The following is a 15,044-nucleotide window of genomic DNA, read 5'->3' on the forward strand; positions in this document are numbered from 1 at the left end:
GGGGTAGCGTCGGGCACGTCGAGGTCTTTCGGATGGATGGCGTAGGAACCTCCATCGTCGGGAGACCTCGACGTCTATCTGCGGACCGACGCGCCCGGCCGACCTACACCTTCATCTGGGAAGAGCCCCTTTGATGCGTGGATGGCTCGGAGTTTTCCGGGGGTCACGTTTGAGAGGTATGTGGATGGTGTGGTGGTGCACTGTGCCAGTGAGCAGCAGGCCCGCCATGTTCTCCAGGCGATCAAGGGCAGGATGGGCGAGGTCGGGCTGGAGCTGCATCCGGATAAGACGAAGGTGGTGTACTGCAAGGACGAGGACCGTACGGGGGATTGCCCCGATGTCGAGTTCACGTTCTTGGGGTTCACGTTTCGTCAGAGGGCGTCGATGCGGTGGGATGGGAGTCTCTTCCTGTCGTTTGCGCCCGCGGTCAGTAAACAGGCTCTGAAGAGGATGAGTGCTCAGGTGCGGTCCTGGAGGCTGCAGCATCGGACTGGCCATAGTTCGGAAGATCTCGCGCGGAAGATCAATCCGATCGTGCGGGGGTGGATGAGCTATTGCGGGGCTTTCAATAAGTGGGAGTTGTTTCCTCTTCTGAAGCGTATCAATGCCTACTTGATGCGTTGGATGCGTAATAAGTATGAGCGGTTGGGGGGGTGCGAAGAAAGCTCAGCGTGTGTGGGATGAGGGTGTGAGAAGGAAGCCTCGTTATTTCGCGCAGTGGGAGTGGACGGTGCACGCTCCTCGTTCCTGGTGATCAGGGTGATAAGAGCCGTATGACGGGAGACTGTCACGTACGGATCTGTGAGGGCCGGGGGGTGAGATTCCCCCCGGCTACTCGGCGGGGACGTGTGGTCGGGGAGGCGATGGCCCCTTCGGGGCCGGAGGGCCCCAACGGCACAAGCACGGCCTGGCGGCCGTCAATGGCCACTCCACCGGAGCGTTGACGCCTGGCGGTGTCACGGCCGGTCATGCTCTGCTGCGAACCCCTCTCGGGCGGCCCTTTCCCCGATGATCTTGCCCCTGTCTCCACCCTCGGCCGTCGAGAGTGGAGACAGGGGCAAGATCACCCCCTATCAGCGACCTGGAATTCCAGGTGCGGACAAACACCAAGGCGAGTGGGTGGATAAAGGCCATTCTGGGCGACGGAAAAATGGCGACCAAAAGGGGCGTCGGCCGGCCTGCCGAGCGCAGGTAGTCCCGAATTATCTCCGATAACACTTCCCATTGTCGGGTGCTTTGTTTATAATGGGAGAATGACGATCTCTCCTGAAGCACCCACCCCCACCGGGAACACCCCGGTGGATGTCGCGGTGGACGCTGCCCGGGAAGAGAGCGCCGGCTTCTTCGGCCGCGACGTGCCGCTGGGGGCGGCGGGTGAGGTGTTGGACCAGGCCACCCGGGTGTGGGAACAGCTCGACCAGATCAAAGTCAGTATGGCCGCCCGGCTGGCCCAGCTCGAGGCCACCGGGCAGCTGTTGGAGCAGGGCGGGCAGAAGAGCCTGGAGGCGTGGCTGCGCCACGCCTTCGGCATTCCCGCCGCGCAAGCTAATGACCTGGCCCTGATCGGGCGGGCCGAATTCCGCCAGGAAATGACCCCCACACGGGAAGCACTGGCGCAAGGAATGCTGTCGGTGGGCGAGGCCGCCGCCGTCATCAAGGGCGCCGATGCGGGGGTGGAGAAAAGGGAGAAGGGCGACCACCCCGACCCGGAGCTGTTCCGGGCGAAAATGGAGTTCGGGATCCTGGGGTTCAAGGAGACCCGGCCGAACATGTCGGTGGGCCAGATCACCCGCTTCGCCCACCAGCTGTGCATGGGGCTCAACCCGAACAAGGTGGAAAAGGACCACGCGGCCGCCCACGCCGCCCGGGGTGCCCAGCTGGTCACCACCTTCGACAAAACTTTCCTGTTCCAGGTGTGGGGCTCACCCGCCGATGCGCTGCGCCTGCAGGTGGCGTTGGACAACTACCAGGTGCCCTTCCACCCCGAAGACGGGCTGTCCAAGTACGAGCGCACCTACGACGCCCTCATGGCCGCGTTGGGCTTCGCCCAGTCCCACCAGGGGTGCGACACCCCCACCACGGCCACGGCGTTGATCAACATCACCGTGCCCGCCACCAGCCTGGCCGGCAACGAGGAAGCCGAAGACGCCAGCCCGGCCACCACCGAGACCGGGCAGGTCGTGCCCATCTCGGTGGTGCGTGAACTCCTCGGTGAGAGCTGGATCCGCCGCCTGGTCATCGAGCAGAAGAACGGCCAGGTCCTGGACGTGGGCCGCTCCTGCCGACTGGCCCCGCCCCGCATCCGGGCGGCCGCCTTCCACGGCCACACCAGCTGCGCCTGGCAGTACGGGTGCGAGGTGCCCCTGCCCTGGACCCAGGCTGACCACATCGTGGAGTTCTGGCAGGGCGGCACCACCAGCGCCGCCAACATCCAGCCGCTGTGCGCGACCCACAACCAGATCAAGCACCGGTGGTCGGTACGCCAGGACCGCCGGATGTGGTCGGGCCGCACCCGAAACCGAGGCCAGAACCGGGGCGGGGACCCGGGTGGGGACGGGGACCCAGCCCCACCCCCGAACCCGTAACCGACCACCCCCAACCACCACACCCCACCAAACACCCCACCAAACACCCCGTCACCGCCGGGCCCCTACCCGCACGCACCCATGCCCACCCGGGCTCACCCCGGCCCTCGACCCCATCCGGGGTTCGCCGCCCACCATGACCGGCCGCGACACCCCCAGCCGTCACAGCGCCGGCGGAGTGGCAGGCATCGGCCCCCAGGCCGAGGGGTTCGCAGCAGAGCATGACCGGCCGCGACACCGCCAGGCGTCAACGCTCCGGTGGAGTGGCGGCTGACGGCCGCCAGGCCGTGCTTGTGCCGTTGGCCCTCCGGGCCCATCGCCTCCCCGACCACACGTCCCCCGTTTCCTGATAGCCGCCAACCCGCCGTCGTAGCGAAGCGGGTCAAGGTGGAGCGCCCTTCGATAGCGCGCCAGCGCTTCGACGGCGACGACCTTGAGGCGCGTAGCGGAGACGGCCACCATCGGGCGGCAGGAAACGGGGAAACCCGCACCTCACAGCAAACCCCGGCACCTGGGCCGAACTCCAGCACTTGGGCCGAACTCCAGCACCACCCCGGACCCGGACGTAGTTCGGGAGGCCGCCGCGCAGAGCGGGGCGTTGGGCACCCCTAGTGCCACTGCCTTCGCATGGTCCAGCGGTCGGAGGTGGTGTCCCGGGTGATGTCGATGATGCTCGGTTCGCCCGACTCGGACTCGGCGGAGACACGCAGGAGATGGATCCCCGTGGCCGGAACACCCGGTGCCCCCGGGCGCGCGGGCCAGTCGCCGATGATCCTGCGCACCCGGAAGGTGCGGCCGCGCCAGGTGAACTGGGCGGGGTTTCCACCGTTGGTGGAACGGACGTCGATCTGTTCGTTCAGGAGACTCACACGAACAGCATATCGAACTGGTGTTCGATACCGTCAAGTCTGGCGTGGGCGTGTCGGGTCAGAGGAAGACCCGGCCGCGGCGGTCGCGGTCGCGCAGCGCGGCCATCCTCCGCGTGTTGCTGGGGCGCCGGGAGAGCAGGTGGTAGAGCAGCAGCGAACACCCCCGGTCCGTCCGTGCCCGGGCCGCCATCTCACCGATGTTCACCCGCGTGTACAAGTGCGGCCCCCCGGCGAACAGGGACACGGCGTGGGTGCCCTCGGGCAGGTGCGCGTGGGCGTGGTTGTCGGCCGTGTACTCGTTGGCGCGGGACAGGGCCGCGCCCAGCCCGGGGACCAGTTCGGCGCCCAGGGTGGCCACCCTGCGCCAGTACCCCGTGTGGCCCGCGGCGATGTGGCCGATCTGGTGCGTGATGAGGAAGGCGAGGGCGTTCGGGTCGCGTGGCCGACCACCCTCGTCGAACAGTGTCTCGGGTAGGGCCAAGTAGGTGCGAAGGCCGTGTGCGGCGGCATCGGCCCGCGCAGAAACCGGGCCCAACCGCACGTACGCCTCCGGGTTCCGCGCCAGCCCCGTGTCCGCGGACAGCGACACCACCATCCGATAGGCCTCAGGGAACTGGGTGGGTGAGATCCGCACCGACTCCGCGCGTTCCCGGGCGTAGCGCAGTCCGCGCGCGGCCCAGCAGACCAGGGGGGTGACCAGGAGAGACACCACGGTCCACAGGGCGGACCCCGACACCGACCACACCAGCCGCACCAGTGCCGCGGCGAACACCAGCGAGACCATCACGCACAGCGCGACCAGCGGCTTCTCCCAGGGGTGCGCGGCTGCGGCGACGACCTCCTCGTCTGAGTCCACGGAACAGAGCTCGCGCGAATGGCCGTGCAGTGAGGCCGAGTACGTGCCGCCCGGCCCCGGTGCGGGGGAACAGCCGGGGACCCCGTAGACCGAGCATGCGGGGGCGTGGCCCCCGGGCGGCGTCGCGTGTGGCATGGTGCTCCCCTCGGGCCGCCGGCGACAAGGGACGATTACTCCCTGTGTCTAAATATTACTTTCCGCTTTCCTTTGCGTGGGGTTGGCGGAGACGGCGTGTCCCGAGACAGGGCGTGTCCGGCGCTTTGCCCGGCCGAACAGCAGGCACGGGCGTGCCTAGGAGCGCTCGTGGAGGCGCAGCTCGTCGGCGAGGACGTCCAGGAAGCGGTCGACCTGGGCAGGGTCGTACCCCGGGCGTGCACGGGTGGTGGCGAACTGGGCCCGCTCCACGTCGTCGGAGGTCAGGGTCGCCCGTTCCGGACGGCCCTGGAGGAGGACGTGCAGCGTGTATTCGGCGCGGTCCAGGAACTCGTCGACCTCTTGCTCGTTGTAACCGGTGGTCAGCCGTGTGGTGGCGAAGCGCTGGTCCCGGACGTCCTTGGGGCCCATCCGCGGTCCTGGTGCGGGCGCTCCGGTCGGCGGCAGGTCCTGCCTGTCCTGGCCCGGGTATCCCTGCGCCGGGTGGGGATGGACCGGCTGCGGCTGCCCGGGGCCTGGCTGGCTGGGCGTTCGCTGGCCCGGATGCGGCTGGGCTGGGTGCGGCTGGGCTGGATGCTGCTGGGCCTGCTGTGCGCCGACCTGTCCCGGGTGCGGCGGCAGCGGGGGTGGCGCCGCGGGCTGGCCGAGGCCGCGGCCGGCGAGGTCGGCGACGACGCGGTCGAGGAAGTCGTCCACCTCGTCCTCGCGGTACCCGGGGCTCATCCGGGTGGTGCGGAAGCGGGAGTTGCGGATCTCGTCCGCGGTGATCAGCGGGCCTTTCCGCGGCCCGCCCTCCAACGCCACAAGGGTGGCCTCGATCCGGTCGAGGAGCTCGTCGACGTCCTCCTCGTTGTAGCCCGGGCGCAGACGCACCGTGTGGAACTTCTGGTTGCGGATGTCCGCCGGTGTCAGAGGCATGGTCCCCATTGTGCAGTTCACGAGGTTCGAAGGGGCAGTATCACGGGCCCGCGTGTGATTCGGACGCGGGCGGTGTGGCCGGGGGCATGATGGCATTATGCCGGTGGGCGGTGGTCTACGCCATACCGACCGGTAGTTTTGGCCGGGTGTGGACGCGCCCTACCCGCGCCTGAGGCCCTATTCGCGAAGGGGGCCTTATTCGCGAAGGAGGTAGGCCGCTACCCCGCGGGCGACGGAGTCGGCGGCGCCCTCCCGCCACTCGGGGTCCTCCAGGAGTTCGGCGTCCTCGGTGCTGCGCATGTTGCCAGCCTCCAGGAACACCTTCGGCACCGTGGACAGGTTCAGCCCGCCCAGGTCCGTGCGTTCATCCAGTCCCTCGTCGGCGAGGTAGTCGGCGTAGGGGATGTCGCTCCCCTCGAGGTATTCGCGACGGATGTCCTCGGCCAGCAGGGCGGAGGGCTCCACGATTTCCTCGGTGAGGTCGGGGATCACTCCGGGGGTGATGACGTGGAAACCCCGTCCCGGCTCCGGTCCGCCGTCGGCGTGGATGGACAGGGCGGCGTCGGCCTCGTTCTCGTTGCCGATCTCGGCGCGCTCGTCGATGCAGGGGCCGACACTTTCGTTGTCCTCCCGGGTGAGGATCACCGTGGCCCCGTCGGCCTCCAGCCGTTCTTGGACGAGCAGTGACAGGTCCCAGTTGAACTCGTGTTCGGCGTAGCCGTTCGCGGTCTCGCTGCCGACGGTGTCACAGGCCTTCTCGCCGACGCCGTCGGGGACCTGGGCGTTGATCTCGTCGGGGGCGTCGGCGTTGCCGCCGTTGTGACCCGGGTCGATGACCACCACCCGGTCACCGAGAGGGCCGTCGCCCGGCGGTTCCGGTTCGTCTTCGGACGGGGAGTCGCCGTTCTCGCCGTCCCCGTCACCGTCCCCGTCGTCCTGGTCCTCGGGGCCGGGCAGCGGTGGAGCGGCTGTCGGGTCGGTTTCGGGCGCGCCGTCGGCCGGGGCCGCGCAGGCCGCGGTCCAGAGGACGGCGAGACAGAGCAGGGACAGGGCGCGGGTGGCGCGGCTCCGGCGCCCCGATGGTTCGGAGACGGGCATGACCACAACCTAGCCGGTGGACACCACCCCATGTACCAGATGAATCCGGATGAAGGGCGCATTGTCGAAGTCCACATCCGGACAGGCTTGGCCAACGAGTTCTGCACAATGGACGCCGGCGCGGCTGATAAAGGTGCCGTTCTGCGCGGTCGCGCACGACGCGGCAGGTCGAGGGCGGTTTACTTGCGCAAAAGAGAATCACGCAGATCACAATGGATGGTCACCGAGGGCGACCAAATAGGTATCGTGATCTGCTTGTGATCTGGAGTGAGTGATTTGATCTTTGTGGGCCGGTAGTGTCCCTCTCGGAAATCGGGAGCCACACAACGGCTCGGTAGCCCCCTGTCCCTCTTCGGCACCACACCCGGGGCTCCCTGGTTTCCACAGGTGGTGGGCTTCTGAACGCCCCGACCTCCCCCTATCCGAACCTGGTTCGTGCTCCGTGCTCCGAGTTCTCCCCGCCTGCTTGCCAGGCGGTGGGTCGCGTGGCCAGGCCCAGTCCGATCCCCTCGGTCTGGGACGTTCCGAATGAGGATTGTTTTGCGTAACACTCGTAGTCTCACCGCACGCCGTGTCATGCAGGGCGGGATGACCTTCGTCGCCTTCGGCGCTCTGACCATGGCGGCGGCCCTGCCCGCGAACGCCGACACCGTGCTGCACGGCTCCGCCACCGCCAACGTGGCCGGGTACGAGCTCACCCTCAACGGCACGCCGCAGGGCACCCCGAACGAGATCAGCGAGAGCTTCAACGAGCAGCCGGAGACCTACCTCACGGTCGACGCCGAAGCCCGCAACTGGGTGGACGACGAAGGCACCCACTCCTCCATCACGGTGAACAGCGCCCACTTCCAGCTCACGATGCAGGACATCGAGGAGCTCATCGAGGAGTCGGACGACGACCTGCAGAGCAGCGAAGGCGACGTCGAGGAGCTCGACGAAGAGGTCTTCGGCACGCTCGACGCGGACGACGACGAGATCGTCCTGGACGTCGAGTTCGTCGACGGCACGGTCGGCGTCAAGAAGGACTGGAACGAGGAGTACTTCGTCGAGAACGACGCGCCCGAAGCCATCGTGCACCACGCGGAGGGCCCGGTCGAGGTCGAGTCCGAGCCGGTCTCGGGCGAAGAGGAAGGGGTCGACGACCGCTTCGAGGACGACATCACGTGGGACGTGGCCTACAACGGCCTCTTCGCGACCATCACCGCGGAGGACGCGTTCTGGCTCCAGTTCAGCCTTGCCGAAGCTGCTGTCGGTACCTCCGACCTCGTCATCGAGGACGACGATGACGACAAGGACGAGGACGACAAGGACGACAAGGACAACGGCGACGACAAGGACGACAAGGACAACGGCAAGGACGAGGACGACAAGGACGACGGCAAGGACGAGGACAACGGCGACGACAAGGACGGCAAGGACCACGGTACGGACGGGGGTGACGACAAGGGCACGGATGACGACCTGGCCGTCACCGGTAGCCCGATCGCCGCTCTGGTCGCCGCTGGTGCCGTGATCGCCGCCGGTGGTGGCGCCGCTGCGTACCTGGCGCGTCGTAAGAAGAACAACGCCTCCGACGAGTTCGACGAGGCCGAGGAGAACTAGTCGGCCGTCTGGCCGTATCGGTCGTCTTGGCGGTCTTGGTCGCCGGGAGCGGCTGAGACTCGTGTGACCGGGCCCCGGGGAGCCACAGCTCCCCGGGGCCTCAGTCATGCCTGTGGACTCCGCACCGTGTACCGGAGGTCACCGAACGAAGGGCGCCTCATCGAAGTCCACATCCGGACAGGATTGGTGAACGGGCTCCGCGCAAAAGGGTGTTTGCGCAGCTAATAAAAGGTTCCGTTCTTCGGTCCGCTTCGCGTGACGCGCCGGATTGGGAGCGGTTTACTTCGGGATAAAAGAATCACACAGATTATTCCGCGTGATCACCGAGGGCGATTAATGGTGCATCGTGATCTGCTTGTAATCGCGCATAGGTGATTTGATCTTTGTTGGCCGGTAGTGTCCCTCTTGGAAATCGGGAGTCACACAACGGCTTGGCAGCCTCCAGTCCCTCACCGGCACCAAGCCCCGAACTCCACGGTTTCCCCAGGTGGTGGGCTTCTGAACGCCCCCACCATCCCCCTACCCGAACCTGGTTCGTGCACCGTGTTCCAAGACCTTCCCGCTGGGTTTTCCGGCTGGATCGCGTGGCCAGGCCAGTCCTACCCGGGCTGGAACGTTCCGAATGAGGATTGTTTTGCGCAACACTCGTAGTCTTACCGCCCGCCGAGTCATGCAGGGCGGAATGACCTTCGTCGCTTTCGGTGCCCTGTCCATGGCCGCGGCCCTGCCCGCGAACGCCGACACCGTGCTGCACGGTTCCGCCGTCGCCAACATCGCCGGTGAGTCCGTCGTCCTGGAAGGCACGCCCCAGGGCACGGAGGGTGCGGCGAGCGACAGCTTCGACTTCGAGCCGGAGACCTACCTGTCGGTCAACGCCGACGCGGACACCCGCGTGGACGCCGAGGGTGTGCACTCCACCGTGACGGTGAACAACGCCCACGCCCAGCTCACGCTGGAGGACGCCCTGGGCATCATCGACTCCGCGGACACCGAACTGCAGAGCAGCGAGGGCGATGTCGAGACCTTCGCCGAGGACGAGAAGGTCGAGACGCTCGACGAGGAAGAGCTCGTCATCGATGTCGAGTTCACCGAGGCCTCGATCTCCATCACCCAGCCCTGGGACGGTGAGTACACCACCGAATTCCACCCGGGCAACATCACCGAGAACGTCAACGAGCTCGACCTCGACATCAGCACCTTCGACTTTGACGAAGCCGCCGAGTTCGACGACGTCTACGACGAGGACATCACCTGGGACGGGGCCTACGTCGCCCTGTTCGCCGGGTTTGACGCCGGCCTCCTGGGCCAGATCGACTTCCACATCGCTGACGCCTCCGTCGGTACCTCTGACCTCGTCGTCGAGGACGACGATGACGACAAGGATGAGGACGACAAGGACGAGGACGACAAGGACGACGGTAAGGACGAGGACGGCAAGGACGACGGTAAGGACGAGGACGGCAAGGACGACGGCAAGGACGAGGACGACGGCGACGACAAGGACGGCAAGGACCACGGTAAGGACGACGGCGACGACAAGGGCACGGATGACGACCTGGCCGTCACCGGTAGCCCGATCGCCGCTCTGGTCGCCGCTGGTGCCGTGATCGCCGCAGGTGGTGGCGCTGCCGCTTACCTGGCGCGCCGCAAGAAGAACAACGCCTCCGACGAGTTCGACGAGACCGACGAGAACTAGTCGGCGGGTTCAACTGAGTCGGCAGTCTTGGTCGCGGTGAGCGGCTGAGGCTCGTGTGACCGAGCCCCGGGGAGGGCGGATTCAAGGCCGCTCCCCGGGGCCTTTGTCGTTCTCGCAGTTCACGGCGGTCATCCGGGTCGAGTACCTGATCCTCCGGGGAATGGGTCCAGCGTCGGCCGAACGGTTTCCGTTTCGTGATCCAGGGACTAGGCTCGCCGTGTGGAACGCTCCGTGCACGGATCTCCACACAGACCAGTCCCCCCGACCGGACGGGTGTCACGACCCTCCGCCCCAGAACACCGCGCCCGGCCCGCCAGGTCGGCCCGCACATCCCGACCGTCGCGTCAGCGCCGTGCGGGACCGGCTCAGCCGGGCATCCCCCAGATACAACAGGAGTGTTGTGGTGACTCCCGCCAAATCGTCCGCCCGCCGCCTCCTCGCCGGTGGGACCCTTGCCGTGGCGCTCGGCGCGCTCGGCATCGCGTCCGCCGCCCCCGCTTCGGCCGGCCAGCTCGTCTGGGCGAACGCCCAGGCCTGGGTCACCGACGGGGATCTTGTCACGGGCTACTCCACCGCCATCAGCTTCGGCGGGGACACCGAGGACGGTGCGGAGGCGGCAGAGCTCTTCGGCCCCCTGGCCGAGTACGCGGAGGTCACGGGGGAGAGCAGCACGCTGGTCGACGACGAGGGGTCGAAGGCGGAGTCGGTGGTCGAGCGGGCGTCGGTCCGGCTCAGCGTCGACGACCTCATCGACCTCGGCATGGTCGACCCGGACGGGGAGGGCGCTGAGGGTACGCAGCCCTCGGAGTCGCCATCGGCACCGCCGTCGGCACCGCCGTCGGCACCGCCGTCGGGGCCGTCCGAGGAGGGACGCGACGGCCAGGACGAGTCGGAGCCCGGTGTGGAGGGCGGTGACCGGGGGGGCGGTTCCGGGGACCGAGAGCCCCAGCGGGCGGAGGAGACCGACCCGGACACACCTCGCGCGAGCCCTTCGGCTTCCCCCAGCGCCTCGAGCCCGGCTGAGGACGAGGATGAGGACGAGGACACCGTGATCCTCGGTGAGGGCGGGTCCGACAACGTCTCCGCTGACGGCAACGCACTCGAGTTCACCCTCAGCGGCCTGCGGAGCAGCGCCGTCGCCGACTACGACGGGCGGACCGAGGCGACCTTCGAACACGGCGAGCTGACCGCCTTCGGCGATCCGGTTCCGCACTTCGACGGTGACCACACGGTCGAGGACACGCTGGAGGTCTACGACGAGGACAGCGGCGACGTCCTGGACGAGGTGCCCGTCAGTGTGCGCTTCCTGGTGAACGAGGCGGGCTTCGAGGACGAGGACGAGGACTGGGTCGGTGAGGGCATCCGTTCCTCGCTCACGGTCTGGGTGCAGGTGGGCGAGCCGGACCGCGACAGCGGTTTCGCGGTGGACTTCGCCGACTCGTGGGCGGTCGGATCCACCCACGTGTCGGCGACCAAGTCCGACGACGGCGACCGGGGCGGGGAGGAACTGGAGGAGACCGCCGCCCCCAGCAGCCGACTGGCCACGACCGGCAGCTCGATCGTCGCACTGGTCACCGCCGCGGTCGTGGCGGTGGGTGGCGGCGCGGCCGCTTCCTTCCTCGCCCGTAAGCGCACCACCGCCATGGACGACCAGATCGAGGACTGACCGCGGCCGTGTGGCGGAGGCGGGGCTGTCTGCGCTGGGCCGGTCACGGTTGGGCGGGCCACCCCGCCTGGGTGACCCGCCCTGGACCTTCGTCAGCAGCCGGAGTCCGTCCGGCCGTTCCCCCCGGAATCGGCACAGACCGGGGATCTCACTCCGTACGCTGGCTGGGGATTCCGGCCAGCAGAGCGCGGACCTCAGTCTCGCGGTAGCGGCGGTGGCCGCCCAAGGTGCGGATCGAGGTCAGCTTGCCCGCCTTGGCCCAGCGTGTCACGGTCTTGGGGTCCACGCGGAACATGGTGGCAACCTCGGCGGGGGTCAACAGGGGCTCCGCCTCGGGCGTGCGAGTTGACATGTGTACGGCCTCTCCTCCTGGATCTGTGTGCCGATCCTTGAGCCTTATTCCTGGCACTTGGCCCGGATGTCCAATATTTTCGCTAGGTCCATATTGGCATCACCCGAGGTGATTACGCGACCACTCCAAGCAACTTTGCACGTGGGGGGCCAACAAAAGCCGCCCGTGGCCGCGTCACGCTAAGTGATTCTAGCGACACGTTTAGTGGCATGTGGCGTATTCGGTCAAAACTTCGTTCTCGGGCCTCGTTTTTCTCGATCCGGAGTGCCCGAAGTGCTAGGGCAGGGCTGACCGAAACCCGGGGGTCGAGCTCGGGAGAGGGGGATGGAAGCCCTGGTCAGTTGCTTGAAGGAGAAGAGTCAGGCGGGGAGGCGCCAAGGGCGCGGGCCCGCTTCGGTTGGCGGGTCGGGCCACGCGCATCCTCGGCGTGGCAAGGGTTTCTCGATTACTCAGGGTGCACTCAGTGACCGGATGGCTACAGTCTACGTCGATCCCTATCGGGCGTTATGCCCAGTTTCACGATGCTTGATGTCGTGCCCTGGGGGTGTCCGCCTCCGCGCCGCCGTAACGTGCGGAAAGTGAGCAAGCCGCGGGCGAGAAACCTGGTGTACCAGGTTGGCTCGCGGCGTGGCGCGGGGCCTCTCAGCCGCCTCGATAACGACAGTTGATCGGCGAGTGTCCATGAAAATCTGGTGATTCCATGACCGTCAGTTGGCGTGCTCCAGGGCGCGCACCGACTTCCAGCGCCGTGCGAGCCTCCTGCGGAGCTCCGTGACCCGGACCCGGTCACCCTTCTCGAGTGCCTCGACTGCCTCGGTCACCTCGGCGACGGAGCGGTCCTCGCTCAGGTGCTCGTCGCTGAGCAGGTGCGGCAGGCCTCCGTAGTCGAGTTCGAGGAGGGAGTCGGGGTGGGCGGTCAGCGAGAGCCAGTCCATGAGCTGCTCGGTGGACGTGGAGACCGCGTGCTGCCCGATGTGCTCGCTCAGCACCGCTACCGTGTGCTCGAGGCGCCGATGGGCCTGCGCGGTCTTGGTCAGGTACAGCAGGGTCCTGGTGGAGCCTGCCGACAGCACGAGGCACCGCTCCTGGTGTTCGAACGGGATGAACCAGGGAGCCGGGACCGTCCAGTTGCTCGACAGGATCCCCGGATACAGTTCCGCCCCTGAGTCGCGCCACTGCCGGTAGCCGGCCTCGGCCCGCTCGGCCTCCGGAGCGGGGACGAAGGCCTCGACCAGCGGTGTCGGCATGGAGTCCGCGAACTCGTCGAAGGCGCGCCAGGAGCGAAGCCGGGTCTGCCACGGGCACACGTACAGGCGCTCGTTCACGCGGCGGAGGTAGGCGTCGCGGCTCTCCTCGGAGGGCGCGACGACCGGCGGCGTGGTGATGAGTCTGCTCAGGCTCGCGGCGTGCTCGGAGGCCAGGGCGTTGACCCGCTTCGGTCGGTCCGTGGACTCCGCGTATCCTTCCCAGTACCTGCGGTCGCGGGGAGAGAAGGCCGCGATGGGCTGGTAGACGCGGAGATAGGCGGTGTAGGGCAGCACGATCGAATCGTGGCACAGATCGTTGCCTCAGGCACTCACCGTGAGAAGTGCCTGGTAGGAGGGGATCTCGTGCGTACGCCACATCCGTCACACCCGGGTGGCGTAGGCACGGCGGGGTCCGACCAGGTACGGTTGGATGTGTACGTAAGCTGGCGCACGCCGTCAGTCGCGTTTGGCGGCCGTCAGCCCGGTAGTGCGGGTTAGTAAGTGATCTGGGGTTCGTCGGAACCCAATCGTTGAGGGGGTCGAGCCAATGGGGCGCGGCCGAGCCAAGGCCAAGCAGCAGAAGGTCGCCCGGAAGCTCAAGTACAGCACCGGTGGGACCGACCTTGATCGGCTGCGGTCGGAGCTGGGTGTCGCTGAGGACGAGGGGTCACACTCCGGGCCGTCTGGACCGGATGATCCTTACGCTGATCCTCAGGACGACCTGGTCGACCGTTACGCGGATCTAGCCGAGAAGTATTCGGAGTCCGACAAGTAGTCGTCGGATGAGGCCGAGACTTTCGGGTCGCTCGGACAACAACCGCTGACCTGTAGCGGACACGGTTTTCCGACCGGAAGCCGTCGCGGACAGGTGGATATAGCCGGTGCGAACCACCCAGGTGGTTCGCACCGGCTATTTTCGCGTCCCTGTTCACGCGGTCCGGTACTCGCCGGTCAGCACGGCCTGCCCGGAACCGCTCCGGACCTCGCCCAGGCGCCAGGACGGAACCCCGCGGTCGGCGAGTACGCCCAGTGCGCGGTCCGCGTCGGCTGCCGCCACGATCGCGACCATGCCCACGCCCATGTTGAACGTGGCCTCCATGTCGTCCCGGGTGATGCCGCCCTTCTCCGACAAGTAGCCGAAAACCGGGGTCGGCGCCCAGGTGGAGCGGTCCAGCTCCGCGTCGAGGCCCTCCGGCAGTGACCGGGACAGGTTCGCGGCCAGGCCGCCACCGGTGACGTGCGAGTAGGCGTGCACCTCCACCGCTTCGGTGAGCGCCACGCAGTCCTTCGCGTAGACCCGGGTCGGGGTCAGCAGCACCTCACCCAGTACCCCGCCCAGCTCCGGGGCCTCCGCGTACAGGTCCAGGTCGGCTCCGTCCACGATGTGGCGGACCAGGGAGTAGCCGTTGGAGTGCGGCCCGGACGAGGCCATCGCGATCACGGCATCGCCCTCGCGTACCCGGTCCGGGCCGAGGATCGCGTCGCCCTCGACCACACCGGTGCCGGCGCCCGCCAGGTCGTACTCGTCGGGCTCCATGGCCCCCGGGTGCTCAGCGGTCTCGCCCCCGATGAGGGCGCACCCGGCCTGGTGGCAGCCCTCCGCGATCCCGCCGACGATGTCGGCGATGCGCTCGGGTACCACGGCACCGGTCGCGATGTAGTCGGTCATGAAGAGGGGCTCGGCACCGCTGACCACGAGGTCGTCGACGACCATCGCAACCAGGTCGACACCGATGGTGTCGTGCTTGTCCATCTGCTGGGCGAGCATGACCTTGGTGCCCACACCGTCCGTGGAGGTGGCCAGGACCGGGTCCTTGTACTTGGCCGTGTCCAGGCGGAACAGGCCCGCGAACCCGCTGGCGTCGGTGACCTGCTCCGGTCGGCGGGTGCGCGCGACGTGACGCTTCATCAGGTCGACGGCGCGCTCACCGGCGGCGATGTCGACACCCGCGGCCGCGTACGCGCCCGTCGCCCCTGTGCTGTCGGCTGCCACGCGAGTTCT

General features: G+C 67.7%; 13 protein-coding genes. 6 read left to right on the plus strand and 7 right to left on the minus strand.

The window, feature by feature from the left end; translation table 11 throughout:
* Positions 1–141 precede the first annotated feature (141 nt).
* Both ACYVD1_RS02585 and ACYVD1_RS02590 read left to right on the plus strand, forming a co-directional pair.
* The gene (locus tag ACYVD1_RS02585) at positions 142–684 is read left to right on the plus strand and encodes a group II intron maturase-specific domain-containing protein (protein WP_460767391.1); all 543 of its coding nucleotides are present in this window, start codon (positions 142–144) and stop codon (positions 682–684) included.
* Positions 685–1,253: 569 nt separating this feature from the next.
* Positions 1,254–2,585 carry an HNH endonuclease signature motif containing protein gene (locus tag ACYVD1_RS02590; RefSeq protein ID WP_460767394.1) on the plus strand — a complete coding sequence of 444 codons (1,332 nt, stop codon included), beginning with the start codon at positions 1,254–1,256 and terminating at the stop codon, positions 2,583–2,585.
* Positions 2,586–3,193: 608 nt separating this feature from the next.
* Here ACYVD1_RS02590 and ACYVD1_RS02595 read toward each other — a convergent pair.
* From ACYVD1_RS02595 to ACYVD1_RS02610, 4 genes are all read right to left on the minus strand, one after another.
* Positions 3,194–3,454, minus strand: a complete 261-nt coding sequence (locus ACYVD1_RS02595) for a DUF6504 family protein (RefSeq protein ID WP_460753942.1) — start codon at positions 3,452–3,454, stop codon at positions 3,194–3,196.
* A 58-nt stretch (positions 3,455–3,512) separates the two neighbouring features.
* Positions 3,513–4,445 (minus strand): M48 family metallopeptidase, encoded by a 933-nt coding sequence (locus ACYVD1_RS02600; RefSeq protein ID WP_460753945.1) that lies wholly within the window; start codon positions 4,443–4,445, stop codon positions 3,513–3,515.
* Positions 4,446–4,601: 156 nt separating this feature from the next.
* The gene (locus tag ACYVD1_RS02605; protein WP_460753948.1) at positions 4,602–5,390 is read right to left on the minus strand and encodes a DivIVA domain-containing protein; all 789 of its coding nucleotides are present in this window, start codon (positions 5,388–5,390) and stop codon (positions 4,602–4,604) included.
* Between the two features lie 186 nt (positions 5,391–5,576).
* The gene (locus tag ACYVD1_RS02610; protein WP_460767398.1) at positions 5,577–6,479 is read right to left on the minus strand and encodes an N-acetylmuramoyl-L-alanine amidase; all 903 of its coding nucleotides are present in this window, start codon (positions 6,477–6,479) and stop codon (positions 5,577–5,579) included.
* A 540-nt stretch (positions 6,480–7,019) separates the two neighbouring features.
* Here ACYVD1_RS02610 and ACYVD1_RS02615 point away from each other — a divergent pair.
* The 3 genes from ACYVD1_RS02615 (at position 7,020) to ACYVD1_RS02625 (ending at position 11,443) form a co-directional block, all read left to right on the plus strand.
* Positions 7,020–8,081: a hypothetical protein gene (locus ACYVD1_RS02615; protein ID WP_460767401.1), complete on the plus strand. Its 1,062-nt coding sequence runs from the start codon at positions 7,020–7,022 to the stop codon at positions 8,079–8,081.
* Positions 8,082–8,763: 682 nt separating this feature from the next.
* Positions 8,764–9,777 (plus strand): DNA primase, encoded by a 1,014-nt coding sequence (locus ACYVD1_RS02620; protein WP_460767403.1) that lies wholly within the window; start codon positions 8,764–8,766, stop codon positions 9,775–9,777.
* Between the two features lie 403 nt (positions 9,778–10,180).
* Positions 10,181–11,443 carry a hypothetical protein gene (locus tag ACYVD1_RS02625; RefSeq protein WP_460767406.1) on the plus strand — a complete coding sequence of 421 codons (1,263 nt, stop codon included), beginning with the start codon at positions 10,181–10,183 and terminating at the stop codon, positions 11,441–11,443.
* A gap of 148 nt (positions 11,444–11,591) precedes the next feature.
* Here the strand turns inward: ACYVD1_RS02625 and bldC are convergent, their stop codons facing one another.
* Positions 11,592–11,795, minus strand: coding sequence for a developmental transcriptional regulator BldC (bldC, locus tag ACYVD1_RS02630; protein ID WP_013155387.1), 204 nt, complete (start codon positions 11,793–11,795; stop codon positions 11,592–11,594).
* A gap of 707 nt (positions 11,796–12,502) precedes the next feature.
* Positions 12,503–13,336: a hypothetical protein gene (locus tag ACYVD1_RS02635; RefSeq protein WP_460767409.1), complete on the minus strand. Its 834-nt coding sequence runs from the start codon at positions 13,334–13,336 to the stop codon at positions 12,503–12,505.
* Positions 13,337–13,589: 253 nt separating this feature from the next.
* On the opposite strand from ACYVD1_RS02635, the gene ACYVD1_RS02640 reads away from it, so the two are divergent.
* Positions 13,590–13,817, plus strand: coding sequence for a DUF3073 domain-containing protein (locus tag ACYVD1_RS02640; protein ID WP_460753972.1), 228 nt, complete (start codon positions 13,590–13,592; stop codon positions 13,815–13,817).
* A gap of 153 nt (positions 13,818–13,970) precedes the next feature.
* Here the strand turns inward: ACYVD1_RS02640 and purM are convergent, their stop codons facing one another.
* Positions 13,971–15,035, minus strand: coding sequence for a phosphoribosylformylglycinamidine cyclo-ligase (gene purM, locus ACYVD1_RS02645; RefSeq protein ID WP_460753975.1), 1,065 nt, complete (start codon positions 15,033–15,035; stop codon positions 13,971–13,973).
* Between the last annotated feature and the right edge of the window lie 9 nt (positions 15,036–15,044).

The sequence above is a fragment of the Nocardiopsis nanhaiensis genome (assembly GCF_054778635.1).

Bases quoted from the DNA above. Each gene is read 5' to 3' on its own strand.
- ACYVD1_RS02585 (WP_460767391.1), top strand. From the start codon at position 142: ATGGCTCGGAGTTTTCCGGGGGTCACGTTTGAGAGGTATGTGGATGGT.
- ACYVD1_RS02590 (WP_460767394.1), top strand. From the start codon at position 1,254: ATGACGATCTCTCCTGAAGCACCCACCCCCACCGGGAACACCCCGGTG.
- ACYVD1_RS02600 (WP_460753945.1), bottom strand. From the start codon at position 4,445: ATGCCACACGCGACGCCGCCCGGGGGCCACGCCCCCGCATGCTCGGTC.
- ACYVD1_RS02605 (WP_460753948.1), bottom strand. From the start codon at position 5,390: ATGGGGACCATGCCTCTGACACCGGCGGACATCCGCAACCAGAAGTTC.
- ACYVD1_RS02610 (WP_460767398.1), bottom strand. From the start codon at position 6,479: ATGCCCGTCTCCGAACCATCGGGGCGCCGGAGCCGCGCCACCCGCGCC.
- ACYVD1_RS02620 (WP_460767403.1), top strand. From the start codon at position 8,764: ATGACCTTCGTCGCTTTCGGTGCCCTGTCCATGGCCGCGGCCCTGCCC.
- bldC (WP_013155387.1), bottom strand. From the start codon at position 11,795: ATGTCAACTCGCACGCCCGAGGCGGAGCCCCTGTTGACCCCCGCCGAG.
- ACYVD1_RS02640 (WP_460753972.1), top strand. From the start codon at position 13,590: ATGGGGCGCGGCCGAGCCAAGGCCAAGCAGCAGAAGGTCGCCCGGAAG.